Source organism: Fibrobacter sp. UWT3, from assembly GCF_900230125.1.
In the GTDB taxonomy this organism is placed as follows: Bacteria; Fibrobacterota; Fibrobacteria; order Fibrobacterales; family Fibrobacteraceae; genus Fibrobacter.
Genome location: NZ_OCSS01000001.1, coordinates 488,359 through 509,671, shown reverse-complemented (window position 1 = coordinate 509,671; position 21,313 = coordinate 488,359). Strand labels below are relative to the sequence as shown.

Sequence of the window (21,313 nt, the reverse complement as noted above, 5' to 3'; positions counted from 1 at the left end):
CTAGCGGATAAAGTTCGTGAAGATTTTCTTTTCGGCTACAGGCTGCACGACACCCGCCTTCTTGCCCGCTTCGATGCTCTTCAGGATCCACGCCATGTTGCGGCCCAGTTCCTTCATAATCTGCACGCCTTCCTCGTCCTTCAGCACGTCTTCGGGACTGGAGCCGTGAACCATGTTCCAGTAGCGCGACGCCACCATGGGCTGCTGTGCAAACGCCGGATACTTGTTCAGAGCATCAAGCGTAGCGCTGGTCCCTGCGCGGCGGGCAGAAGCAACTGTTGCGGCGGGCTTAAAGAGCAGTTCCGCTTCGGCAATGCCGTAAAGCCTGTCCAGGAACATCAGCATTTCGCCACTCGGGGAGGCGTAGTACACCGGAGAGCCGTAAACGACGGCGTCGGCAGTTTTCAAGATTTCCTTGGCTTCGTGAACCACGGCGTCGGTCTCTCCCTTCAGCACGCGGCCACCCACAAAGAAAATTTCCGTTTCGATGCCAGCAGCCTTGAGTTCACCGGCCACGAGGTTCAGCGCCGTGTAGGTGCAGCCCTTTTCGCGACGGCTACCATTGAATAAAACAACCTTCATCATAAACTCCTTTGTCTTTTGCCTAAAATATACAAAGAAATTATGTTATATTTCTAGGAAAAGGCAGGTAAAAAATGTCCATTGGAATTCCTGAAATAATCCTGATTGTGGTCGTGGTGCTCCTTTTGTTCGGGGCAAAGCGCATTCCTGAACTTGCGCGTTCCCTGGGTAAAGCCCAGAACGAGTACAAGAAGGCGAAAGACGCCCTGAAGGAAGAAGCCGAAGACCTGCAGAAGACGGTGGAAAAAGCCGCCGATGCTTCGGCACGCTCAGCAACCGAAGAAGAAAAGAAAGGCTAATGTCCTCGAAACAGGATCAAGAGGCTACACTGATTTCGCATTTGGAAGCGCTCCGTCGGGCGCTTTTGCGTTCTATTGTCGCCCTTGCCATCGGCATCGTGCCCCTGTTCCTTGTTTCACCCTACGTTCTGGACTGGTTCTGTGAACAAATTGCCCTGCAGGGCGGCGTCACGCTCCATTACTTTTCCCCGATGGAAGTGTTCCTGCTGCAGCTCAAGATTTCTGCACTGCTGGACTGCGTGCTGTTTTCGCCCTACATCGCCTGGAACATGTGGCAGTTCGTGCTCCCCGCCCTATACGACAACGAAAAGCGCTTCATTCGCTCCATCGTGGCCATGACCAGCGGGCTCTTTATCGCGGGCGTCGCATTCTGCCTAATCGTATGCTTCCCACTGATTGTGCGGTTCGGCATGAGCTTTGCAAGCACGACCCTACAGCCCGTATTTGGCATCTCTAACTTGGTAACACTCGCGCTCTGGCTTTCGCTGGCGTTCGGATGCATGTTCCAGTTCCCGCTGGTGACCTACGCGTTAATCCGTGCGGGCATCGTAAATTACGAGACCGTCTGCAACAAGCGCCCCTACGTGGTGGTGGCAATCCTGTTGTTCGCCGCGCTCCTTACTCCACCCGACATAATAAGCCAACTACTACTGGGCGCACCGACATATCTTCTTTTTGAAACGGGCTTATTTGCCGCAAGACGGTTCAAGAATCGAAATTAAATAGCGGTTTACTGCAAAATCATTTACAAACAACGCTCTCCCGGATTACCCGAGAGAGCTTTATTTTTGCAGTTCTACGTCCGTTTATTTCACGAAAACGGCGAGAAGTTTACGCGCCTCGTCGCCTTCGACAAAACGGATTCCACCTACGTTATGGTACTCGAATCCCGAGAACTGCTGCAAATGCAGTGCCGCAAATTCGCGGTCCTGCGAATAGCAAAGATTCAGCCGGAGGTTTCCATTGTCGCTTGTTTTCGGATGGCCATTTTTTTGAACGACCGCATCCAGGGCGCTTGAAGACGCTTCGACAATTTCCTTGACCTTTTGGCCCTCCGTAGGGCTGTAATCCAGGCATATTCCCACAACGGGCGAATTCGTCTTAGTGTAAGTGACATAGGTTTTGAAACCGAAAAACTTCTTTTCGGTCTTGATATAGGGCTTATTGAAGAGGGCGTTAGCCATCTCCATCTTGGAAATGTTTTCCATTTTCTTTCTCTTTGTTAAAAGTTTGATTTTTGCCGATTAATTGCGCGGCGGAATGTGTGCTGAGAGAAAGAACTTGTTAACAAAGTATTCGCTTTAGCGTGAATACGTAATATTCTTTGGGGACTTGATATGCGAGGGGTGTCGGAAAAACATTGTGAGTTCCGATTGGTGCAAAAACTTTTTGAACGGCGTGCTTTGCGCTCCATTTTAATGTGATAGCATCGCGGCCGCCGACTCCGTGGAAACCTGCGTTCCGTATAGTGCGCGAAAGCGCTTGTTGCCCAGCTCTGCGTGTAAGCAGAACTGCTTCGGACGAAACTTCTCGCGACAGAAAATGCGTTTTTTTGGAAGCTGAATTTTGGTTGAATTCGGCATCGCTTAATTCGACGCTTGACCTTAATTCAACATCGTAATCGTAAACAAAAGAACCTTCAACAACTGCGGCGAGAATTGCAAAAAATGCCGCCGCAATCATCAAAACGAAATTTTGTTTAATGGTCTTCATTGGTGGTTAAAATAGAATTTTTGAGGAAAAAAAATTGTTTTTTTTTCATTTGTGTCCCATTCCGCTCTAGAAAACGATAGCACCATGTAGCCATTTTCTTCCGGCTTAATTTCATGCCGTCCTTAATCCATTGGAAGGCAACATTCTGGATTGCGCCATTGAATGCAAGCCGGCGGCAAGCCTCTTTTTCGTCAATCCAGTCGTGGTCGAGCATTATCTCGTTTGATACTTCAAGATATTTTTCTCGCAATCCTGCGCTCGAAACGATTACTCGATAATCGTTTGCATGCAGTTCGACGAGTTCAAAGAAGCGTTCATACCATTTTAGACTGTTGTGGTTTTGAAACGGAGCATTTTTTTCCGTAATTTCCTGAATGAATGTTCGCGCAATTTCCTTAAATACATCGGCTAGAGCTGAAAAATTGTTATAGAATCCTGACCTTGATACTCCCGCTTTTCGACATAATTCGCTAATCGATATAGTGTCGTATTTTTTTTGTTTCATCAAAATCATAAGAGCATCCCTAAGGCATTGCCGAACAAATTCATTCTGTTTTTCGTTATAAAGTGCAACGCCATCCATATTCCTTACAGGCATAACAAATTTCTCCGTTTTGTCCATTCTGATCAAAAATCATTGTATTGGTCTATTACAATTTATATCTTTCAAACAGAAAAAACAACTGTTTTATCTGTTTATGTAAAATTCCTTTTTTCAAGGATTGCCTATGAGTTTGGACTATGCCATGAGCGACGCTGTCGAAATTGTCTATTATACGGATTCAGATTCTATTTCGGTAAATGGCAAGCACGTGATGCGTAATGTTCCCGCAAAGATTCTTCGTAATATTCTCAGTGAATATACAACAACAGGTCGAGATGAGTTCGAAAACAGAGAGTTTAAGCGAGACACATCAATTTGCATGGATCCTTTACGCCCAAACTTCGAAAGCCGATTGAATCGCGTCGTTGCGCATATCGAAGGTAGAAAAGTAAATGGCGAAATAACAAACAATGGCTTAAAAAATTTTTTTGAAATAGATCGTTACCGTCGTGGCGGATTCCGGTTTATTCCCAAGTGCAACATTGTTTTTCGTGAGGAATAGGCGAATGGTTTTTGAGACTTCGTTTGAAAGAATTCTAGAAAACTACGACTTTAAAGGATGCCTTACTGCCCAAGCGATGCTTAAAATGTTCGAAAATGCTGGCAATCGTCATTCCGATTTAGCTGGAGATGCGGTAATCGCAAGAAGTGCAAGTGGCGTTACTTGGGTTCTTGCTGAATGGGACGTTAGAATCAAATCGTATCCGAGATACGAAAATAAACTACAAGTAAAAACATGGATTGAGAAACCTTCTTCTTCTTTCGGGTGCTCGCGAAACTACGAATTATTTTCAGACGAAAAACTCTGTGCCGAGGCTACCGCAAAATGGGTTCTTTTTGACGTGAAGGCGAATAGACTTGCGAGATTGCGCCCCGAATTAATCGCATCTTATGAGCCAGAGGACAAAACTGTATTCGGTGGAATAAAACTTGAAAAAATAACGATTCCTGAAGTTTTTGATTCGGAGACAGAAATTGCAATACGCCGAAGCGACATCGACTTCAACAATCATGTACACAATTTATGTTATCTCGATTTCGCTCTTGAATCGTTACCAATGGAATTGTATGAATCTGCAAGTTTCAGAAATATTCGCATAGTCTATAAGAATGCCCTTACGAATGAGAATATCGCCATATGCAAACAAAAAAAGATTGATCGCAAATCGACGGTAGCCATTTTTTCGCCAAATGGAACGCTGTGTACGCTTGTGGAGCTAAGTTCTCGTCTGTCGGATTAAAATTATTGCATTAAAAAGGTGCATCGCCATCGCGAACAAAGCCATGATGGCGATGTAGTCTAGTGCGAACAGCAGATAGCCGTGTTCCAGATTCAGGAAGAAGATTTTTTTTGCGGAATAACTATCTTTATTCCATAATTTGAACCGCGCCCTATTGCCACCGGGTAATGGGGGAACACGCATTCTTTATCGTTAGGTCTTTGAAGATAAAGATTCCTGGAGGTAAAGAAATGGAATGGTTTACGCTTGCCGTGGCGGGCGTTCTCGAAGTGGTTTGGGCCTGCGCCATGAAATATTCGGAGGGCTTTTCCAAAACAGTCCCTTCAGTCATCACGGTAATCGGTTTCCTTTTGAGCGCCGTATTCTTGTCGCTCGCCGTAAAGAAACTGCCGCTCGGCACCGCCTACGCGATATGGACAGGACTAGGCACGGTGGGAACTTTCGCCCTGGGCGTTTATCTATTTCAGGAGCATTTCTCTATCCCGAAAGCCATTTGCGTTTTGCTTATCTTATCCGGGATTGTCGGGTTGAAATTATTGCATTAAAAAGATGTACCGCGACGGCAAACAGCACGACGATGGCGATATAGTCCACGAAAAAGAGGGCGTAGCCGCGTTCCGCATCAAAGAAGAAGAAGGGTTGTTGCAGGAACATGTATTTCCAAAGTCCGCGAATCGCGAAGGCGTAAATTCCGTAGCCCGCCACGAGAGCGGCAATCACGCGGGTTGCGATAAGCGCCGCCTTTGACTTGGACGCACCCGCAAGTCCCAAGCGGTTTGCAATCAGGCTCAAATGCAGCCCAATGTGGAGCGACATAAACACGTAATACCAATGGCTTGCGAGCAGGTGCGCCGCGCGGGCGAAACTTGCGCCAGATTCAATCCCGAGCCAGGCGAACACATGGTTCGAAAGCATGATGCCGCTCATCATCAGGAAAATCGCGCACAAAAGAATCCCGCAATTCACGACCGCCTGCAGAATACGGAATGCGTTGTAACGGCCCTTGAACAGCGAAAGGAAAAATCGCCGGTTCAGCGTGATGTGCACCGCCCACAGAACAAGCAGCACCACGCCCAGAATCTCGTGAACGGCAGTCGATTCAAAGAAGTAATTGCCGCCCATCAGCACGAGCGTCGCGACCGTCATCGCGATATCAAGCGGCATGCGAATTTTAGCGGAAATAGGCATATTAGGGAATATACATTATTTCAACTTCCCGTAGTCTTCGTCGCTCACGGGCTCAAGCCATTCGTTGCGACCGCCTTCGCCAGGGACTTCAATCGCCAAATGCTGGAACCAGGAATCCGGAGCCGCCCCGTGCCAATGCTTGACACCTGCCGGAATGTTCACCACGTCGCCGGGCTTCAGTTCCACCGCCGGCTTGCCCCATTCCTGGTAGTAGCCGCGGCCCGCCGTCGCGATGAGAATCTGGCCACCGCCCTTCTTTGCATGATGGATATGCCAGTTGTTGCGGCACGCCGGTTCAAAAGTCACATTCCCCACACCCACCTGTTCCCTGCTGATCATGTCGAGATAGCTCTTGCCCACGAAATACCTGGCGTAGGCGTCGTTCGGCTTGCCCACCGGGAACACACTCCAGTCCTTTCCCGGCACGCTTCGACCTTGCTCAGCGACCTTTGCGTCCGCCGCGTTTACAGCACCAGCCGCGTTCAAGGTCCCTGAGCTTGCCGAAGGGCCTTGTTGGCTTGCCGTCTCAGCCACCGCTTCCTTGAGCAGTCGCAACGCGTTCAGCGTGCGCGGGTAACCGCAATACGGCAAGCAGTTGTAAATCGCCTGTTCCACGTAGTCGGCCGTGCGAATCTTCAGGTTCGCGCCGATGTGCGCCTTGAGCTGCGGCTCCGTTCCCAAGTTCACGAGAATCGCCATCGTCAAGAGTTCGCGGGTATTCAGGTCAAGCCCCTTGCGGGTGTAGTAATCGCCAAAGCAGTTGCTCGCCAAGAAGTAATTGATAGTCGGCATCCCGCTCTTGCCGTTCTTCGCCATGTCGCGGAAAGTCTGGCCGAACAGCGTTCCCTGCGCATCGGCACCCGCCTCCAGGCGGGACTGCGCCGTCACCGTTCCACGGTTTTCTTCCACCTTCACGTTCTTCGCCTTGAACACGCTGCGGGCAATTTCAACCGCATCCACTGTCCGCGGGAACCCGGTGTAGGGGGCGCACTGGTAAATCGCCTCGAGAATTTCTTCGGGAGCAAGACCCTGCGCAAGCGCCGTCGCCACTTCTTCTTGCAAAAGAGCGCCCGACTGCTGCGTCACAAGCGACACTAGGCGAATCAACTCCACCTCGCGCTTTTCCACAAGCGGAGTCGCCGCCGGAACCTCGTTCTGCGTGAAGTTATCCATCACGGCACGCAGTTCCTTGTCCTGCGAAAGCGCCTTCGCCTCGCCCTGCGGGCTGCAGTCACACGCGGCAAGCACCGCACCCATACCAAGCATCGTCATAATCGTCCCTAGTTTCATGGTTTGTTCCTTTCTTATCTACGCCTTTAATATAAATAAATGCGCAAACCCCGCAAAATACCATTTTTTCATGCTCAGTATGCGTAAAACGCATAGTAAAAAACGACAAAATTCCGTTTCTTTTCCATTTTGTCATTTTATGACACTCTAAAAATATATTTTTGCTCTTGCATGGTCAAAAGGCTTCATTTTCCTCAAATAAGCCAATTGACTCAAGTTTCACCACTTGCACCAGCACGAGGAAAAATGTATATTAGTCATAGTTCAATTCAACAATGGAGGTCATCATGGCACTAGCAATCGCATCGGTACCGATACTGACCGGCGAAGCGTCGGACAGGTTTGACCTCATGATGGAAGAAAGCGAAAAGCGTCGTGGTTCCATCGATTTCTCCAAGCAAATTGAACAGGCCAGAGACATTCTCTCCAAGGCCGATTTTAGAGAATTTAAGTAATGAACTTTCTCCAACAGAATTGCCGCTTTGGGTTCTACACTCAAGGCAAGGCCGCCCTATGCAAATCATTCAAGTGCGGGGACAACGACTTGGACGATTTCTTCACAAAAGACGCATTTTTGCAGAGCGAAGAGTTGCTTTGCAAGAATTATTGTTTTTCCCTTGTCGATGACCCGGCTCAACTGGTGGCGGTTTTCACTCTTTCCAATGACAGCATCAAGAAAATTCCGGGGTCACGCAAGAAAAAAGTCGAGAAAAACATCCCCCGCGAAAAGATATACAGCAGTTATCCGGCCGTCATGATTGGCAGACTCGGCATAAGCCTTGATTTTCAGAGCAAACATCTGGGGAGTGACGTTCTCAGTTTTATAAAGGCTTGGTTCGTTGACCCGCTTAACAAGACCGGTTGCCGTTTCCTGCTGGTAGATTCCTACAACAAGGAACGAAACCTAAGGTTTTATCAAAACAACGAGTTCAAATTCCTGTTCAGCACCGAAGAACAAGAACGCGAATTCCGGGGACTCGGTCCTGACAGGCCATTGAACAGCCGTCTGATGTATTTCGATCTGATTGAATTGAAAAAGAAACAGACAGGCAAAGCAGAATAAACATTCGCGTTAGGGAAAGCCTAGGTGGCAACACCCCTACTCGGAGTCCTTGACGCAACGGATGGAGTACCCGTCATCCTTGGATAATTGCTTTTCGTACCTTGATCTGTCATAATCGATCAGGTATATACCGTATGCGCTGGAACCGTAGTAATCAGTAGAACTCCAAAAATATGCATAGTGACCAACATGGTCAAATCTCTGAGAGAATGTACGGATGCCAGAAGGAATAGCGGTAAATCCGAATGAGTCATCGCCGTTACCTTTTCCATTCCAGCCACTCTGGGCCTTGAGTTTGGCGGCAGCAGTGGACCAACCGTGAACAGTCTTAAACAAAGTGTCCCACTCGCTCCTGCTTGGCAAATGCCAACCTTTAGGACAAATACCTTGGACAGGTTCAATGTTATGGCACTCTTTGTAAAAACCACAAACACATGGTTTTTCTATATCATTAGCGAGTTTCACCGAATCAATAGCCGCTGCCCAGGTGTAAAGACGACCAGCCACATCGCAATTTTTCGGCTCATTGTTGTAGCACCAAGACCAATCGTATTTATCCTCACCCAAACCACCCTGTCCTGGGTCGTAGTTCAGATTCTCTGCCATCCATACCTGGTCACCAATTTTCACCGTCCTATAGACATTGCCGTCACGCTCATCAGTCATAGAGCCGTAGTCAATGTCAGGATTGAAGCGGCATTCTTTCGGCACATCCCAACTCCAGCCCGTATTTCCTTCCAGAAGAGCTGAACAATCCTCCTTGCCCACAGAACTGTTGCTTGACTTTGCGTCATTTCCAGATGTATTCGAATTGCTGGACTTGGTCGATGTTCCTGCCGAAGAAGGATTATCCTTGCTGTCGCTGGAGTCGTCGGTCACTTCGGCTGGCTCAGTGACCTTGGCACTGCTGCTCAGGGCGCTTGTTTCGCCGTCATCGCCACCCGCCGACGACGAGTCGTCACAGGCGGAAAGGGCGTAGAATGCCGCGAGCACCGCCACCCACAAGAAACCAAGACCCTTGACACACTTCATACCATTATCTCCTGTAAAAAATTTCACCACCCACAAACCAAGCAATGTGAAATATGGAATGTGGAATTTATACCGCAAAATCCATCATATAACGGGGTTCAAGTTGTTCAATTTTGAAATTGTTCATTCCGTGATTGTAGTTTTTCTTGGCCATATGTCATCCTTATTATGAATTCGTTAGTCAACCTTTACGCAGCGGACTGAAAAACCATGTGTTTTATACACTTCATTTCGTGAGAAACCAGAAGAATATTTATTCTGATTAGTAGAATATGTCGCCACATCTGCGTTCTTAACGGATTCTTCTGGGTAAAACCAATAAGTACCTTCATTTAAATTTTTGAATGTATGATTCCAATTATACCCAGCCCCAATCAGACTGTACCCGCTGTAGTTATGTCCGCCAAATGCAATGGCTCGCACCCCCTCCACAAGTGGATTAACGTTTCCGTCTGCATGAACTACGATGTAGAAATCGTCGTATGTCAGCAAACGCCAACCATCTGGGCAAATTCCTTGGTGATTTGGCTTAATTTGGTCGGCACAACTCTTGGTATTGCACTCACTCGGCAACTGCATCGCTTCCGCCCATTGGTAAAGTCCACCAAATTTATCGCAATTCGTTGTATCGTCATTATAACAATAACGTTCTATTTTTGAATCATCGCTTTGATCTTCAGCACCCGAAACATCAATACCGACATTCAGATTTTCAGCCATAACCGTCACAGAAGCAGACTCACCTGCCTGATTTTTTCCATTTATTGTAAGATAAAAATATATGCGCCCGTTGCGTTTATCTGTAAATTGTTTATAGGCACCGGAAAGAAGACTATCCGAAGAAAAAACCTTTTGATGATTGTAGGGTTTATACTCACTGCTACTAGAAGCAACCGATGAAGAAGACTGCTTCACAGAAGAACTGCTGCTAGACTTGGCACTTGACGAAGAATTGACCGACGAACTAGATACATCCTTCTTGCTGCTAGAAGAATCATCTGACTTCACAGAACTTGAACTCTTGGAATCGGACGAGTTCTTTGTTTCTTTCGCGGAACTGCTGAACACTTCGGCGGGCTCGGAACCCTTGACACTACTGGAAGACTTGTCTTTTTCCATATTTTCGTTACTAGACCCATTCGACTCCGCTGACGCTCCGCTCAGGGTGACACTCGAATCAGGCGACTCTACAGATGAACTGGAAACACCGGTTTCATCGCCACCCGCCGACGAAGAGTCGTCACAGGCGGAAAGGGCAAAGATTGCCGCCAACATAAAGATGGGTAGAGATTGCTTCCCCTGAAACAAGTTCAGGGTCGCAATGACACGCTGGAAAGACTTCTTCATAAAAACATCCCCGTCTATAGTTTATCCTGTTAAATATAGGTAACGCCCCTGCCAAAGTCCATACCCCCCCCATTGTAAAATTTAGGAAACAAGAATGCCGTCCGGCAAAAAGACCGTTCTAAATAAAAAGTGCAAAATTGTCATAAATTTTTGACTTTTCCACACTTTTTAGTTATATTTAGGCGTATGAAGCGCAAAATTGAAAAAAAACTGCTCCAATGGGCCGACAACCCTAAAAGGATGCCCCTCCTGCTGCAAGGAGCCCGCCAGGTAGGCAAGTCCTTCCTTCTGGAATGGCTGGGGACCACCCGTTTTGAAAACATGGTTCACGTGAACCTGGAAACACAGGTTTCCATTGCAGAAATGTTCAATGGCGATATTACCCCGCAAAAAGTCGTCCACGCGCTCGAAACCGTTTTCCAGACCCCGATCAAGCCCCACAAGACACTCATCATCCTTGACGAGATCCAATGTTCCGAAAGGGCGCTGATGTCGCTCAAAATGTTCTGCGAAGACGCTCCAGAATACGCCGTTGCGGCGGCAGGAAGCCTGCTCGGAGTAGCCATCAACCGCGAAAAATTCTCCTTCCCCGTCGGCAAGGTTCATGAACTGACGCTTTTCCCGCTAGACTTCGAGGAATTTCTCTGGGCATGCGGCGATGAAACGCTCGCCAAGACAATTCGGGAGCACTGCACAACTTTCATTCCGCTAGAAGACCCCATCCACAACAAGGCCATTGAACGATACAAGCAGTATCTGATTCTCGGCGGAATGCCCGCCGTTGTGCAGAACTTCATCGACACGGAGAGCATCGTTCTCCCGACCGAAATCCAGAACCGCATTCTGAACGAATACTCCGCCGACATGGCGAAATACGCCTCGCCAGCCCAGGCCGTAAAAATTCGCGGGTGCTACAATTCAATTCCCGTACAGCTTGCCAAAGAAAACCGAAAGTTCCAATACAAGCTGGTCCAGCGCGGCGGAACGGCGACCATCTTCGGAGAATCCCTGGATTGGCTTACGTTCGCAGGGCTTATCGTCAAATGCGAACTCATTGACAACGGATTCATGCCGCTGGCCGCCTACGTGAACATGTCCGACTTCAAAATCTACATGGGAGACGTCGGGCTGCTCACCCTTAAATCCGGGATGGCGTCGCAAGTCATACTGTCCGAAAACGAACCCGACAACGGATTCATGGGCGGGCTAACCGAGAACTATGTAGCGCAGGCCCTTGCAACAAACGGGCACAGGCTTTTCTACTGGAAGAACAAGAACACAGCCGAGGTCGACTTCGTCTTGCAAATTCAGGACAAGATAATTCCCGTCGAGGTCAAGAAGGGACGCCACACAAAATCAACCAGCCTCACAATGTTTCGCAAGCAATTCAACTGTGAAAACGCCATCCGAATTTCCAAGAAGAATTTCGGAAACACCGACGGAATACTCTCTATTCCCTGCTATGCGGTATTCTGCATTTGAGCTGGCAAGATACTTTGTTGCGAGCCGAACACCTACTTCACCCACTTATCGACTTTTTTTCCGCCTTTATAAAAAAATTTCGTTTTTTTCATTTTGTCATTTTATGACACTCTAAAAATATATTTTTGCTCTAGCACGGTCAAAAGGCTTCATTTTCCTCAAATAAGCCATTTGACTCAAGTTTCACCACTTGCACCAGCACGAGGAAAAATGTATATTGATTATAGTTCAATTCAACAATGGAGGTCACCATGGCACTAGCAATCGCATCAGTACCGATACTGACCGGCGAAGCGTCGGACAGGTTTGACCTCATGATGGAAGAAAGCGAAAAACGTCGCGGTTCCATCGATTTCTCCAAGCAAATTGAACAGGCCAGAGACATTCTCTCCAAGGCCGACTTTAGAGAATTTAAGTAATGAATTTTCTCCAACAGAATTGCCGCTTTGGGTTCTACACTCAAGGCAAGGCCGCCCTATGCAAATCATTCAAGTGCGGGGACAACGACTTGGACGATTTCTTCACAAAAGACGCTTTTTTGCAGAGCGACGAATTGCTTTGCAAGAATTATTGTTTCTCCCTTGTTGATGACCCGGCTCAATTGGCGGCGGTTTTCACTCTTTCCAATGACAGCATCAAGAAAATTCCCGGATCTCGCAAAAGAAAGATTGAGAAAAACATCCCTCGCGAAAAGATATACAGCAGCTATCCGGCCGTCATGATAGGCAGACTCGGCATAAGCCTTGATTTTCAGAGCAAACATCTGGGGAGCGACGTCCTGAGTTTTATAAAGGCATGGTTCGTCGACCCGCTCAACAAGACCGGTTGCCGTTTTTTGCTGGTAGATTCCTACAACAAGGAACGAAATCTCAAGTTCTACCAGAACAACGAGTTCAAATTCCTGTTCAGCACCGAAGAACAAGAACGCGAATTCCGTTGCCTCGGTCCTGACAGGCCATTGAACAGCCGTCTGATGTATTTCGATCTGATTGAATTGAAAAAGAAACAGACAGGCAAAGCAGAATAAACATTCGCGTTAGGGAAAGCCTAGTGTGCTAGCCCCCCCCCCTACTCGGAGTCCTTGATGCAGCGGACGGAGTAGGCGTCACTCTTTTCAAGCCTTTGCTTGCCCATGAGTTTGGATCCATAAGACAAATACTCAGCATGGGTAGTGTAATGAGAGAAATCAGCACTGGTTAGGGTAGTATGGAAATAAGCTAAATGTCCGGCAGAGGTGAATGAGCCGGAGCTGATCCTGTAACCAGCAGGAATCCCTGAAAAACCGAGGGTGTCGGTGCCGAAATATTCATTACCACAATATTCCCATCCTATCTGCGACTTGAGAGCCTTGCCTGACGTTTCTTCGCCCGCTGCATTATACAAGATAAGGAATTCATCATCATAACCACCATCAAATCTAGGCAAGTGCCAGCCTGAAGGACAAATGCCCCGCACTTTTTTAGGCATAGTGCAGTTAACGCCAGCACCACAATTCACACCATTGCCATTATCATAGAGTGCAACGGAATCTATTGCCGCCGCCCAGGTGTAAAGGCGGCCCGCCACGTCGCAGTTCTCGGTTTTATTGTCGTAGCACCAACTGCGTTCCAACAGACTCGGTGTCTTGACGCTGTCAGCGTAGTTCAGGTTCTCCGCCATCCATATCTGGTCACCTATCTGCACCGTCCTGTAAACCTTGCCGTCGCGTTCATCGGTCATGGAGCCGTAAGTAATATTCGGATTAAAGTAGGCTTCCTTTGGCACATTCCAGTTCCAACGCATTAGAGAGACCCAACCATTTGCCGTGCAATAATACTTGTTAGTTTCGGTCACAACGCCATTTGTTCTCGTCCCCACTTCTGCGTTGGTGCACGTTTTGCCATAAGTATCCATGTCAATTTCCTTGGCCTTTTCCCACGAACCATTTTTACAGACAACATAGGACGAAGAATCCTTCTTTCCGATAAATCCTTCCCTACTCGCATTGCATTCTGGCAACGCCTTTACCGTGTCCTTCACGCAACTCTTTATTTTGTTGTCGTTCCCGCCGCCGTTCTTGCAAGTCGATTTTGCGGCGTTGAAGGCCATTTCCACGCCCGCTTCGGATTCCATGTTATACATGGAGTAGGTCTTGGAGTTGGTCGTGCCGTCGGCATTCTTGATGGTAACGATAAGGTCCTTGCCGTCCACCGTGTAGGTGTATTCGGCGTCGTCGCCAAAATCATCCTTGCGCACAAAGTGCCACGTGCTGACATCGGTCTTGACCATGGCGTCACAGGCTCCCACCTCGGTGCAGGTCTCGTTCACGGTGATTTCGGGTTCAAGGATTTCGGTCGGCCGCGAACTGCTGGACTTTGCGGAACTGCTTGATGTCGTAGCGTCGCTCGACGAGCCGTCCTTGTCGGCAGCCTTGGAGTCGCTGGAGCCGTCGGTGTCCTTGCTGCCCGACGACTTTGTAGAAGTCGAACTCGGCTTTGTCTGGTCGTAGGACTTGAACCACTTCTCGCCGTCGCATTCGTAGTTCAGTTCAAGGTCTGCTACATAGACCTTCTCGCCGATGACATCCATGCTGCACTCGTAGGTTTCGAGTTCCGCCTTGTCAGCCACTTCGGCAGGGAGCCCCGTCCCTTTCGGCGAAGACGAGTCGTCGTCCCCGCAGGCGATAAACGCAGAACCGAGCACCCACGCAAGGGCAAAAACAGTAAAGTTTCTAGAGAATGTATTTTTCATAGGAAAACCTTTTGGAAATTACTCAGAGTCCTTGACGCAACGGACGGAGAAGCCGCCGTTCTTGTAGTTGGAGGTGAACAGGCGCGCTTGGTCGCTGACAAAGTCCAAGTCCATGTAGTACGCAGCGTCGCGATGGACATCCGTTGAACTCCAGAAGAGCGCTTTGTCGCCATCGTAGGAGAAGGTGCCAAAGGCTAAGATGATGCCAGCAGGCAACGCAGAAAAACCGAAGGTATCTTCGCTAGTGATGACGGTAAAGGTAAATGGATCGGTAAAAGGATGCCATGCAGTCTGGGACTTGAGCTTGGTGCCAGCCGTAGAACCGCCGCCCACCGCAGTGAAAAGGGTGTTCCATTCCGTAGTATCGGGAAGGTGCCAGCCACTGGGGCAGAGCCCCTGGACCTTACCGGACAGGTCGCACCGCTTGCTGAAGCCGCAGTCCAACGGGTTGTCCGCATCATTAGCCAACTTCACCGAATCGATGGCCGCCGCCCAGGTATAAAGACGACCGTACTTGTCGCAGTTGGAAACCTTGTTCTCGTAGCACCAACTTGTGGAATCGGAGGTGTATTTTTCCCCGTAGAACTTCACACCAGTGTAAGCATAATTCAAGTTCTGGGCCATCCATATCTGATCTCCGATTTTAACCGTCTTATAGACTTGTCCATCACGTTCATCGGTAAACTCTCCATAATCGATGTCCGGATTCAAGTAATCCCAAGCGGTTTTGCTAGACCCCTCGACATCGCTCGGGGTGACACTTGAAGAACTAGAGTTGCTGGACTTGGTCGATGTTTCGCCGCCATCACCCCCCGCCGACGAAGAATCGTCGCAGGCGGTCAGGGCGAAACCGAGCACCCCCGCAAGGGCGCAGACCGTGAACTTTTTCGCGAATGTGTTTTTCATGGGGAAACCTTTTGAGATTTAGTCAGAATCCTTGACGCAACGGACGGAGAAGCCTTCGCCTTTTTGGCAGTAGCTCAGGGACGCGGTGCGCCAGTCATAGCGCAGGGTCATAAAGTTGGGGTAATCGACTTTGTATTGTGAGGCACTCCAAAAATAGGCCAGACTGCCGACACCGTAGAAGCCGCCTCCGACGCCCCTGTCACCTGCTGGCAGCGCGGCAAAGCCGACGGCATCAACATTGGTGATGCCGTCTTTAGCTTTCCAAAGCGTTGTAGCCTTGAGCTTAACACCCGTAGTTGACGAGTTGGACCCGCCCACTGCGATGATTAGGACTCCCCATTCATCGTTGGTCGGAATGTGCCAACCGTCGGGGCAAATGCCCTGCACATTGCCCCTGAGCAAGCTGCAATAACTTCCATAGACGCACTCGTCCTCGGACATGCCCACGGCTGTGGACCAAATGTAGAGACGCCCATATGTGGCGCAATTTTCCGTCTTGGGGTCACTTTTGGTCTCTCCGTAGCAGTAACTGCCGCTTGCCGCCTCATAGTTCAAGTTCTCCGCCATCCACCACTGGTCACCAATCTTAACAGTCTTATAAATCTGACCATCTCGTTCGTCATTCAATGTTCCATATTCGCAATTGTCTTCGGTTTCAGTCTTGCAAGGTGTAGCCAACGCCACGGAACTAGATGATAAAATCGATACTTTTACTGAACTTGAACTCTTGGAGTCGGAAGAGTCCTTGTTTTCCTTCGTGGAACTGCTGGACTTGACTTCATTGTCTGAAGACACTACAGACGAACTAGACGCTTCGGTTTCATTGGAACTCGCCGACGAAGAATCATCGCAACCGGAAAGGGCAAATATTGCCGCCAACATAAAGATGGATAGAGATTGCTTCCCCTGAAACAAGTTCTGGGTCGCAAAGACACGCTGGAAAGACTTCTTCATAAAACATCCCCGTCTATAGTTTATCCTGTTAAATATAGGTAACGCCCCTGCCAAAGTCCATACCCCCCCCATTGTAAAATTTAGGAAACAAGAATGTCCTCCGGCAAAAAGACCATTCCGTTTTAATTAAGCAAAAAAAACACGAAAATTACTTGATTTTCTCCAGTTAATATATTATTTTTATAGTTATTGGAGGAAATCGTGATAAGAACCGTATCAGAAATTCTTTCAGACCTTGGTCAAAAATACAGGCAGCCCCAAATGAAGTTGCGTCAAATGACCCTGCGCGGCGAAATAACGCAAGTTATCCGCGGGCTGTACGAGACCGACAAGAACACCCCGGGCGAAGCCCTTGCAGGGGCGATTTACGGCCCATCGTATCTTTCCTTCGATTATGCCCTTTCAAGGCACGGGCTCATTCCCGAAGCCGCGCATCTCTTTACTTCCGCATCGTTCAAGAAGAACAAGACTAAACTGTACAAGACACCCTTCGGCGAGTTTTCGTATTCCGATGTCCCGCCCGACGTCTTTCCGCACGGAGTCAACATCGAAAACGCAGAAGACAGGCCCTACGCAATGGCCACCTGCGAAAAGGCCCTTTGCGACAAACTCTACAAGGAGCACCCGATTGCAGGCAAGCGCGCCATGGAAACATTCCTGTTCGAAAACTTGCGCATCGAAGTCGGTGATTTTCGGAACCTGGATTTCGACTTCATCGAAAAGGTTGCCCCCTTGTACAGAAAGAAGAATCTACAAATACTGTCCAAGATGAGGTAGGCATGGCTCACGTACTTGATTCAATGCTTGCGAAATATAATTGCAAAAACGTTTCGGACTACAGGAACGCCCTCAAGGAAATCTCGCAGGAAGTCGCCCTGTGCGGACTTTCTCGTGGAGGGTTCTTTGACAAGGCCGCCTTCTATGGCGGCACGGCGCTCCGCATATTCTATGGGCTGGACCGTTTTTCGGAAGACCTGGACTTTTCGTTGATCAAGCCAGACGAAGGTTTCGAGCTTTCACGTTATTTTGGCGTGCTTGAAGAAGAACTCTACTCTGTCGGCCTGGAGATGTCAGTCGAAGCGAAAAGCAAGCCGCACGGATCTCCGGTGCAGTCGGCCTTTCTCAAGGGCAACACGCTCAAGCACTTGCTTAAAATTGTTCCCGCAAAGCACTCTCCCTTGCCCGTTCCCGGGAACGAAATCCTGAAAATCAAATTCGAGGTGGACACGAATCCGCCAGAGTCAGCCACCTACGAAAGCAAGTATCGGCTGCTGCCATCGCCTTTCATGGTCCGCCTCTACGACAAGCCCTCACTTTTTGCGGGCAAACTCCATGCGCTACTTTGTCGCGGATGGAAAAGCAGGGTCAAGGGTCGCGATTTCTACGACTTTGTATGGTATATCTCGCAAAACACGGGCGTAAACCTGCCGCACCTGCAAAAAAGAATGGAACAGACCGGGCACTGGAAAAGTGCGGACTCATTGACTTTTGATGGACTCAAGGATATACTAAAGGAACGTTTCCACTCCGTCGATTTCGAGGAGGCGAAAAGGGATGTCCGCCCGTTCATTGCCGACAGCGACAAACTGAATCTCTGGAGCGAGAACTTTTTCTGCGCCATCACCGAAGAATGGAAACAATAAGCCAGTTCCGCCCATAAGGCGCAATCAGCCTACTTCACCCACTTGTCGACTTCTTTCTGGGCTTTGTCGCGTTCGTTCTGGGCCACGTGTCCGTAGATGGCAAGGCCGGGGGTCACATTCGCGCCGGTTACCTTCTTGAGGCGGGCTACACCCGAAAGGCCGCTGCCTTCGTGGGTCACGAATGGGTGAATCGTCTTGCCTTTCAGGTTATACTTCTCGAAGAAGGTGAACATGGGCATGGGCATTTCGCCCCACCACACCGGGTAACCGACGTAAATTTCGTCGAATTCTTCGGGGTTCACGTTCACCGGCTTGATGGCCGGGCGCGCGTCCTGCGCAAGTTCCTTCTTGGCCACGTTGATGCAGTCGTCGTATTTCTTGGGGTATTCCTTCGCGGGTTCCACGTGCAAGAGCGTGCCGCCCGTCTTTTTCGCAATCATCTCGGCAATAATTTCGGTATTGCCCTTGGAAATGTTCCCGACGGAATAGTTTTCGTCGGCGCGGGAATAGTAAACGACGAGGATTTTCTTTTCTGCTGCCATAGAGACTCCTAAAAGAAGTGTTAAAAGAATCAAGGTGATTTTTTTCATGGGATCCGCCTTTTTCGTTAAAAATTTCCTTGAACCGGTTGGCTATAATATAAATAAATTCAAGACTGCCGCAAAATGCGAAATTTTTATGCCCACTATGCGTGTAGCGCATAGCGAATTTATTATATTCTCCCCCAAAAGGGGCATTTTATGTTTGTCGAGACCTACATTTTGCGATTGCTGGCCGGGTTCCTGGAATACGGGACCCTTTCTACCGTAGCGGACAAGCTCTACACTTCGCAGCCGGCGGTGAGCCGCGCGTTCAAGAAGTTGGAAGACGAAATCGGTGCTCCGCTCTTTGAGCGCAAAAAGAACCGCATCGAACTGAACGAGAAGGGACGCACGGTCGCCGAATACGCGAAGCGCATCATGGATTTGCAAGGCGAGATGATGGAAAAGGTGAGCCCGCAGGGGGCAGGCACGCGCACGTTCTCCATCGCATCGGTGGCCATCCTCCCCGCCATGCGGATGATGCAGGAACTGCAGGAAAAGCACCCGGGGGCACAGGTCACCTACAAGATTATCGACAACGAGGCGGGCGTGCTGAAGGCGCTGAACGAGGGTTCGGCGGATATCGGCATCACGCTCAAGGCCCCCGCGCAAAGAAATACCGCGCCGAAAAATACATGCAGGAGCGGCTCTCGATAGCACTCCCCAAAAAGCACCCGCTGGCCAAGCGCAAGTCCATCCGGCTCCGGGAACTCAAGGGCGAGACCATCATCCAGCGCAGTAACGTAGGGTTCTGGGAGCAGGTCAAGCGCAAGAAGATTCCCGACGTCACCTTCATCAAGCACGACAGCGTGAAGGGCATTTCAAAGCTTATCGAGCAGTCTTCGCTGTTGACATTCGTTTCGGACCAGAAGTTCGACTACGACATACCCAAGAGCCGCAAGATTGTGCCGCTCGCCGACCGCGAAATGAACGTGGAATTTTTCAAGGTGACTCTGGCGTCAACTCCCTAGCAGGTGGAAGTTCAGGTACCACGAAAAGGCGTGGATGCGCCTGGACATGGGTTCGGCATATTCCGAGGAATAGGCAGCCATTTTCACGTAGGTATCAAGCCTGTGGCCCAGATCCAACCAGGAGAACAGCCTGTATTCCACCGCGGTGTTGTTGAGGAGCAAAAAATCCCAGCCCGAAACGCCATATTCCGCAGTCGTTCCCTCGATGGTCTTCATGGCATCTATCGTCGTCTTGTTGTAGATTCTCCACCTCTTGTATAGGGTTTCTATCATCAAGCTGTATTTCACGCCGGAATTGTACTGGTAGCTATCCATGTCGGGCTTGTAATCCGGGTGAAATTCCTGAATAATGTCGTCGTAGCCCATGTCGGCAGAACCAAGCATAATCCAGTAAACCTGGTTCATGACACGGAACCGCAAGTTGGGTGTCAGCCAAAGGGCTATGTCCATGGCACCGCCAAGCGAAAGCGTGCTTACCGTGGCAAGGTCGCCGTAAAAAGTATCGTAATCCAGATTCACCGAAAAATCAAGCCAATGGCCTCGCCCGTGGATACCCCTGTTCACAAGTTTCCCCATGATATCCATCTGCAACACTTTCCCTTCGAGTCCGCCTTCGCCGAAGAAGTTTAAAGTGAAATAATCAAACGGTCTCCTTACCCTCGTGTAGGGTCGACCATACTCAAGGGAAACCGCCATCATTCCGTGACGGTCGTTCCATTCCGCATCCAGCTCGTCGGCATCTTCGCCACCGAACCGATAGTCAGAACCGAACCTGGAGCCAATACCCGTGGCAACCGTCAACTCGATTGGTGTCAAGCCCGTATAAAAATCCCTGTTGCCGAACACCCTGCGCTGGGCATAGCCGGCGGGTTCCAGGGCAAAAGCGAGCAGGTGCCTGTACCAGGGCACCTTGGAACCGTTGTACGATGCGCGGGAAAGTCTGTAAAGAACTTCGCCGAACATGGAGCCAGCTACTGTCGTAGAAATTAAGTCATTCGGCGCCGGGTATTCTGTTTCGCAGAACATTTCCCAGGTGGAACTCCCAAGGGCGGCAAACACCATGCTTCCGTAAAAACCGTAACCGCCGGCACGGGCCGTAGCGTAGTACATGGACCCCTGGTACGGATGCCCGTAAAAATTGATAGCCCAATGGTTATGGTCCCATTCCCAGCCTTCGCGGAAGTTGCGTTTCCAATAGCTGGGGCCCGTATGTGCGTAACTCTTGTCCAAGACCCAGTAATCCCAAGCCCACACAAAAGCGTTGAGCCCGAGCACTTCGGTCCCGACGATAAGCGGATTCACGTGGGTGCCAAACAGGCTGTCTTTGGGAATAATGGTCGTGTCGGGCGCACTTTCTCTGGGTACCAGGGTGTCGCCCATGTTCCTGCGGAAATTGACCAGATCCCGCGCGTCCTGCACGCTGAAAACAGCGTCCTTATCTAGAATCTTTATTCGGAGACTGTCCGGAAGTTGCGAGAATTCCTCGTCCATTTTTTGCGCATATGCGGCAACGCAAAAAGTCACGGCAAGAATAACAAACGCTTTTAGAACTTTCAGGAACTTCACGGCACAATTTTAAGAATTATCACGTCGTTTAAAAAGGGCATATTCGCAACTTTCTGACGGAGCGACAAAACCAAGGGATAAAGGACACATACGCTTCTTGATTTTCCGTGTTCAAAATTGT

The 21,313-nt window shown here is 49.2% G+C and carries 27 protein-coding genes; 14 read left to right on the top strand and 13 right to left on the bottom strand.

Annotated elements, in window-relative coordinates; translation table 11 throughout:
• Positions 1–582, bottom strand: coding sequence for a flavodoxin family protein (locus tag CRO08_RS02095; protein ID WP_097035696.1), 582 nt, complete (start codon positions 580–582; stop codon positions 1–3).
• 74 nt (positions 583–656) lie between these two features.
• On the opposite strand from CRO08_RS02095, the gene CRO08_RS02090 reads away from it, so the two are divergent.
• Together CRO08_RS02090 and tatC are read left to right on the top strand one after the other, a co-directional pair.
• The gene (locus tag CRO08_RS02090) at positions 657–881 is read left to right on the top strand and encodes a twin-arginine translocase TatA/TatE family subunit (protein WP_088637362.1); all 225 of its coding nucleotides are present in this window, start codon (positions 657–659) and stop codon (positions 879–881) included.
• The gene (gene tatC / locus CRO08_RS02085) at positions 881–1,603 is read left to right on the top strand and encodes a twin-arginine translocase subunit TatC (protein ID WP_097034856.1); all 723 of its coding nucleotides are present in this window, start codon (positions 881–883) and stop codon (positions 1,601–1,603) included. Before CRO08_RS02090 ends, tatC begins: the two co-directional genes overlap by 1 nt.
• An 84-nt stretch (positions 1,604–1,687) precedes the next feature.
• Here the strand turns inward: tatC and CRO08_RS02080 are convergent, their stop codons facing one another.
• The 3 genes from CRO08_RS02080 to CRO08_RS02070 form a co-directional block, all read right to left on the bottom strand.
• On the bottom strand, positions 1,688–2,089 hold the full coding sequence (locus CRO08_RS02080; RefSeq protein ID WP_097034855.1) for a hypothetical protein: 402 nt from the start codon (positions 2,087–2,089) through the stop codon (positions 1,688–1,690).
• A 76-nt stretch (positions 2,090–2,165) separates the two neighbouring features.
• Positions 2,166–2,594 carry a hypothetical protein gene (locus CRO08_RS02075; protein ID WP_097034854.1) on the bottom strand — a complete coding sequence of 143 codons (429 nt, stop codon included), beginning with the start codon at positions 2,592–2,594 and terminating at the stop codon, positions 2,166–2,168.
• On the bottom strand, positions 2,581–3,177 hold the full coding sequence (locus CRO08_RS02070) for a TetR/AcrR family transcriptional regulator (protein ID WP_176495029.1): 597 nt from the start codon (positions 3,175–3,177) through the stop codon (positions 2,581–2,583). Before CRO08_RS02070 ends, CRO08_RS02075 begins: the two co-directional genes overlap by 14 nt.
• A gap of 145 nt (positions 3,178–3,322) precedes the next feature.
• Between CRO08_RS02070 and CRO08_RS16880 the strand changes: the two genes are divergently transcribed.
• The 3 genes from CRO08_RS16880 to CRO08_RS02055 all read left to right on the top strand — a co-directional run bounded on the left by CRO08_RS16880 (position 3,323) and on the right by CRO08_RS02055 (position 4,984).
• On the top strand, positions 3,323–3,700 hold the full coding sequence (locus CRO08_RS16880; protein ID WP_176495028.1) for a hypothetical protein: 378 nt from the start codon (positions 3,323–3,325) through the stop codon (positions 3,698–3,700).
• 4 nt (positions 3,701–3,704) lie between these two features.
• Positions 3,705–4,439 (top strand): acyl-[acyl-carrier-protein] thioesterase, encoded by a 735-nt coding sequence (locus CRO08_RS02060; RefSeq protein ID WP_097034852.1) that lies wholly within the window; start codon positions 3,705–3,707, stop codon positions 4,437–4,439.
• A 230-nt stretch (positions 4,440–4,669) separates the two neighbouring features.
• Positions 4,670–4,984 (top strand): multidrug efflux SMR transporter, encoded by a 315-nt coding sequence (locus CRO08_RS02055; protein ID WP_097035695.1) that lies wholly within the window; start codon positions 4,670–4,672, stop codon positions 4,982–4,984.
• Here CRO08_RS02055 and CRO08_RS02050 read toward each other — a convergent pair.
• The gene (locus tag CRO08_RS02050) at positions 4,944–5,627 is read right to left on the bottom strand and encodes a DUF4405 domain-containing protein (protein ID WP_097034851.1); all 684 of its coding nucleotides are present in this window, start codon (positions 5,625–5,627) and stop codon (positions 4,944–4,946) included. The two genes, CRO08_RS02055 and CRO08_RS02050, sit on opposite strands and share 41 nt — an antisense overlap.
• Before the next feature lie 15 nt (positions 5,628–5,642).
• Complete coding sequence (locus CRO08_RS02045) at positions 5,643–6,917, bottom strand: carboxymuconolactone decarboxylase family protein (protein ID WP_097034850.1); 1,275 nt, start codon at positions 6,915–6,917, stop codon at positions 5,643–5,645.
• Between the two features lie 287 nt (positions 6,918–7,204).
• On the opposite strand from CRO08_RS02045, the gene CRO08_RS16875 reads away from it, so the two are divergent.
• Positions 7,205–7,372 carry a hypothetical protein gene (locus CRO08_RS16875; RefSeq protein ID WP_173319863.1) on the top strand — a complete coding sequence of 56 codons (168 nt, stop codon included), beginning with the start codon at positions 7,205–7,207 and terminating at the stop codon, positions 7,370–7,372.
• The gene (locus tag CRO08_RS02035; protein WP_097034849.1) at positions 7,372–7,980 is read left to right on the top strand and encodes a GNAT family N-acetyltransferase; all 609 of its coding nucleotides are present in this window, start codon (positions 7,372–7,374) and stop codon (positions 7,978–7,980) included. Before CRO08_RS16875 ends, CRO08_RS02035 begins: the two co-directional genes overlap by 1 nt.
• Before the next feature lie 36 nt (positions 7,981–8,016).
• Here CRO08_RS02035 and CRO08_RS02030 read toward each other — a convergent pair whose 3' ends face one another.
• Positions 8,017–9,012 carry a fibrobacter succinogenes major paralogous domain-containing protein gene (locus CRO08_RS02030; protein ID WP_097034848.1) on the bottom strand — a complete coding sequence of 332 codons (996 nt, stop codon included), beginning with the start codon at positions 9,010–9,012 and terminating at the stop codon, positions 8,017–8,019.
• Positions 9,013–9,189: 177 nt separating this feature from the next.
• Positions 9,190–10,359, bottom strand: coding sequence for an FISUMP domain-containing protein (locus tag CRO08_RS02025; RefSeq protein WP_097034847.1), 1,170 nt, complete (start codon positions 10,357–10,359; stop codon positions 9,190–9,192).
• A gap of 186 nt (positions 10,360–10,545) precedes the next feature.
• Here CRO08_RS02025 and CRO08_RS02020 point away from each other — a divergent pair, with 186 nt between their 5' ends.
• The 3 genes from CRO08_RS02020 (at position 10,546) to CRO08_RS02010 (ending at position 12,868) form a co-directional block, all read left to right on the top strand.
• Entirely contained in the window at positions 10,546–11,841 is a 1,296-nt protein-coding gene (locus CRO08_RS02020; protein WP_097034846.1) for an ATP-binding protein, read from the top strand.
• A 251-nt stretch (positions 11,842–12,092) separates the two neighbouring features.
• Positions 12,093–12,260, top strand: coding sequence for a hypothetical protein (locus CRO08_RS16870; RefSeq protein WP_173319863.1), 168 nt, complete (start codon positions 12,093–12,095; stop codon positions 12,258–12,260).
• A complete protein-coding gene (locus CRO08_RS02010; protein WP_097034844.1) occupies positions 12,260–12,868 on the top strand; it encodes a GNAT family N-acetyltransferase in 609 nt (202 codons plus the stop codon). Before CRO08_RS16870 ends, CRO08_RS02010 begins: the two co-directional genes overlap by 1 nt.
• A gap of 41 nt (positions 12,869–12,909) precedes the next feature.
• Here CRO08_RS02010 and CRO08_RS17260 read toward each other — a convergent pair whose 3' ends face one another.
• From CRO08_RS17260 to CRO08_RS01990, 3 genes are read right to left on the bottom strand one after another with little or no spacing between them, the layout of a single operon-like run.
• Positions 12,910–14,571, bottom strand: a complete 1,662-nt coding sequence (locus tag CRO08_RS17260) for a fibrobacter succinogenes major paralogous domain-containing protein (protein ID WP_255252210.1) — start codon at positions 14,569–14,571, stop codon at positions 12,910–12,912.
• 18 nt (positions 14,572–14,589) lie between these two features.
• Positions 14,590–15,477, bottom strand: a complete 888-nt coding sequence (locus CRO08_RS01995) for a fibrobacter succinogenes major paralogous domain-containing protein (RefSeq protein WP_097034843.1) — start codon at positions 15,475–15,477, stop codon at positions 14,590–14,592.
• An 18-nt stretch (positions 15,478–15,495) separates the two neighbouring features.
• Positions 15,496–16,431: a fibrobacter succinogenes major paralogous domain-containing protein gene (locus CRO08_RS01990; RefSeq protein ID WP_176495027.1), complete on the bottom strand. Its 936-nt coding sequence runs from the start codon at positions 16,429–16,431 to the stop codon at positions 15,496–15,498.
• Between the two features lie 261 nt (positions 16,432–16,692).
• Here CRO08_RS01990 and CRO08_RS01985 point away from each other — a divergent pair, with 261 nt between their 5' ends.
• A complete protein-coding gene (locus CRO08_RS01985; RefSeq protein ID WP_255252209.1) occupies positions 16,693–17,208 on the top strand; it encodes a hypothetical protein in 516 nt (171 codons plus the stop codon).
• A 2-nt stretch (positions 17,209–17,210) separates the two neighbouring features.
• The gene (locus CRO08_RS01980; RefSeq protein WP_097034841.1) at positions 17,211–18,074 is read left to right on the top strand and encodes a nucleotidyl transferase AbiEii/AbiGii toxin family protein; all 864 of its coding nucleotides are present in this window, start codon (positions 17,211–17,213) and stop codon (positions 18,072–18,074) included.
• Positions 18,075–18,103: 29 nt separating this feature from the next.
• Here the strand turns inward: CRO08_RS01980 and CRO08_RS01975 are convergent, their stop codons facing one another.
• Positions 18,104–18,616: a flavodoxin gene (locus CRO08_RS01975; protein WP_073189543.1), complete on the bottom strand. Its 513-nt coding sequence runs from the start codon at positions 18,614–18,616 to the stop codon at positions 18,104–18,106.
• Positions 18,617–18,814: 198 nt separating this feature from the next.
• On the opposite strand from CRO08_RS01975, the gene CRO08_RS17255 reads away from it, so the two are divergent.
• Both CRO08_RS17255 and CRO08_RS17250 read left to right on the top strand, forming a co-directional pair.
• Positions 18,815–19,312, top strand: coding sequence for a LysR family transcriptional regulator (locus tag CRO08_RS17255; protein ID WP_255252208.1), 498 nt, complete (start codon positions 18,815–18,817; stop codon positions 19,310–19,312).
• Positions 19,291–19,626 carry a hypothetical protein gene (locus CRO08_RS17250; protein ID WP_255252207.1) on the top strand — a complete coding sequence of 112 codons (336 nt, stop codon included), beginning with the start codon at positions 19,291–19,293 and terminating at the stop codon, positions 19,624–19,626. The genes CRO08_RS17255 and CRO08_RS17250 overlap by 22 nt, the downstream gene beginning before the upstream one ends.
• Here the strand turns inward: CRO08_RS17250 and CRO08_RS01965 are convergent.
• Entirely contained in the window at positions 19,615–21,192 is a 1,578-nt protein-coding gene (locus CRO08_RS01965) for a DUF3943 domain-containing protein (protein ID WP_141398200.1), read from the bottom strand. The genes CRO08_RS17250 and CRO08_RS01965 overlap by 12 nt on opposite strands.
• Positions 21,193–21,313 lie beyond the last annotated feature (121 nt).

Bases quoted from the DNA above. Each gene is read 5' to 3' on its own strand.
- CRO08_RS02095 (WP_097035696.1), bottom strand. From the start codon at position 582: ATGAAGGTTGTTTTATTCAATGGTAGCCGTCGCGAAAAGGGCTGCACC.
- CRO08_RS02090 (WP_088637362.1), top strand. From the start codon at position 657: ATGTCCATTGGAATTCCTGAAATAATCCTGATTGTGGTCGTGGTGCTC.
- tatC (WP_097034856.1), top strand. From the start codon at position 881: ATGTCCTCGAAACAGGATCAAGAGGCTACACTGATTTCGCATTTGGAA.
- CRO08_RS02080 (WP_097034855.1), bottom strand. From the start codon at position 2,089: ATGGAAAACATTTCCAAGATGGAGATGGCTAACGCCCTCTTCAATAAG.
- CRO08_RS02075 (WP_097034854.1), bottom strand. From the start codon at position 2,594: ATGAAGACCATTAAACAAAATTTCGTTTTGATGATTGCGGCGGCATTT.
- CRO08_RS02070 (WP_176495029.1), bottom strand. From the start codon at position 3,177: ATGGATGGCGTTGCACTTTATAACGAAAAACAGAATGAATTTGTTCGG.
- CRO08_RS16880 (WP_176495028.1), top strand. From the start codon at position 3,323: ATGAGTTTGGACTATGCCATGAGCGACGCTGTCGAAATTGTCTATTAT.
- CRO08_RS02060 (WP_097034852.1), top strand. From the start codon at position 3,705: ATGGTTTTTGAGACTTCGTTTGAAAGAATTCTAGAAAACTACGACTTT.
- CRO08_RS02055 (WP_097035695.1), top strand. From the start codon at position 4,670: ATGGAATGGTTTACGCTTGCCGTGGCGGGCGTTCTCGAAGTGGTTTGG.
- CRO08_RS02050 (WP_097034851.1), bottom strand. From the start codon at position 5,627: ATGCCTATTTCCGCTAAAATTCGCATGCCGCTTGATATCGCGATGACG.
- CRO08_RS02045 (WP_097034850.1), bottom strand. From the start codon at position 6,917: ATGAAACTAGGGACGATTATGACGATGCTTGGTATGGGTGCGGTGCTT.
- CRO08_RS16875 (WP_173319863.1), top strand. From the start codon at position 7,205: ATGGCACTAGCAATCGCATCGGTACCGATACTGACCGGCGAAGCGTCG.
- CRO08_RS02035 (WP_097034849.1), top strand. From the start codon at position 7,372: ATGAACTTTCTCCAACAGAATTGCCGCTTTGGGTTCTACACTCAAGGC.
- CRO08_RS02030 (WP_097034848.1), bottom strand. From the start codon at position 9,012: ATGAAGTGTGTCAAGGGTCTTGGTTTCTTGTGGGTGGCGGTGCTCGCG.
- CRO08_RS02025 (WP_097034847.1), bottom strand. From the start codon at position 10,359: ATGAAGAAGTCTTTCCAGCGTGTCATTGCGACCCTGAACTTGTTTCAG.
- CRO08_RS02020 (WP_097034846.1), top strand. From the start codon at position 10,546: ATGAAGCGCAAAATTGAAAAAAAACTGCTCCAATGGGCCGACAACCCT.
- CRO08_RS16870 (WP_173319863.1), top strand. From the start codon at position 12,093: ATGGCACTAGCAATCGCATCAGTACCGATACTGACCGGCGAAGCGTCG.
- CRO08_RS02010 (WP_097034844.1), top strand. From the start codon at position 12,260: ATGAATTTTCTCCAACAGAATTGCCGCTTTGGGTTCTACACTCAAGGC.
- CRO08_RS17260 (WP_255252210.1), bottom strand. From the start codon at position 14,571: ATGAAAAATACATTCTCTAGAAACTTTACTGTTTTTGCCCTTGCGTGG.
- CRO08_RS01995 (WP_097034843.1), bottom strand. From the start codon at position 15,477: ATGAAAAACACATTCGCGAAAAAGTTCACGGTCTGCGCCCTTGCGGGG.
- CRO08_RS01990 (WP_176495027.1), bottom strand. From the start codon at position 16,431: ATGAAGAAGTCTTTCCAGCGTGTCTTTGCGACCCAGAACTTGTTTCAG.
- CRO08_RS01985 (WP_255252209.1), top strand. From the start codon at position 16,693: ATGAAGTTGCGTCAAATGACCCTGCGCGGCGAAATAACGCAAGTTATC.
- CRO08_RS01980 (WP_097034841.1), top strand. From the start codon at position 17,211: ATGGCTCACGTACTTGATTCAATGCTTGCGAAATATAATTGCAAAAAC.
- CRO08_RS01975 (WP_073189543.1), bottom strand. From the start codon at position 18,616: ATGGCAGCAGAAAAGAAAATCCTCGTCGTTTACTATTCCCGCGCCGAC.
- CRO08_RS17255 (WP_255252208.1), top strand. From the start codon at position 18,815: ATGTTTGTCGAGACCTACATTTTGCGATTGCTGGCCGGGTTCCTGGAA.
- CRO08_RS17250 (WP_255252207.1), top strand. From the start codon at position 19,291: ATGCAGGAGCGGCTCTCGATAGCACTCCCCAAAAAGCACCCGCTGGCC.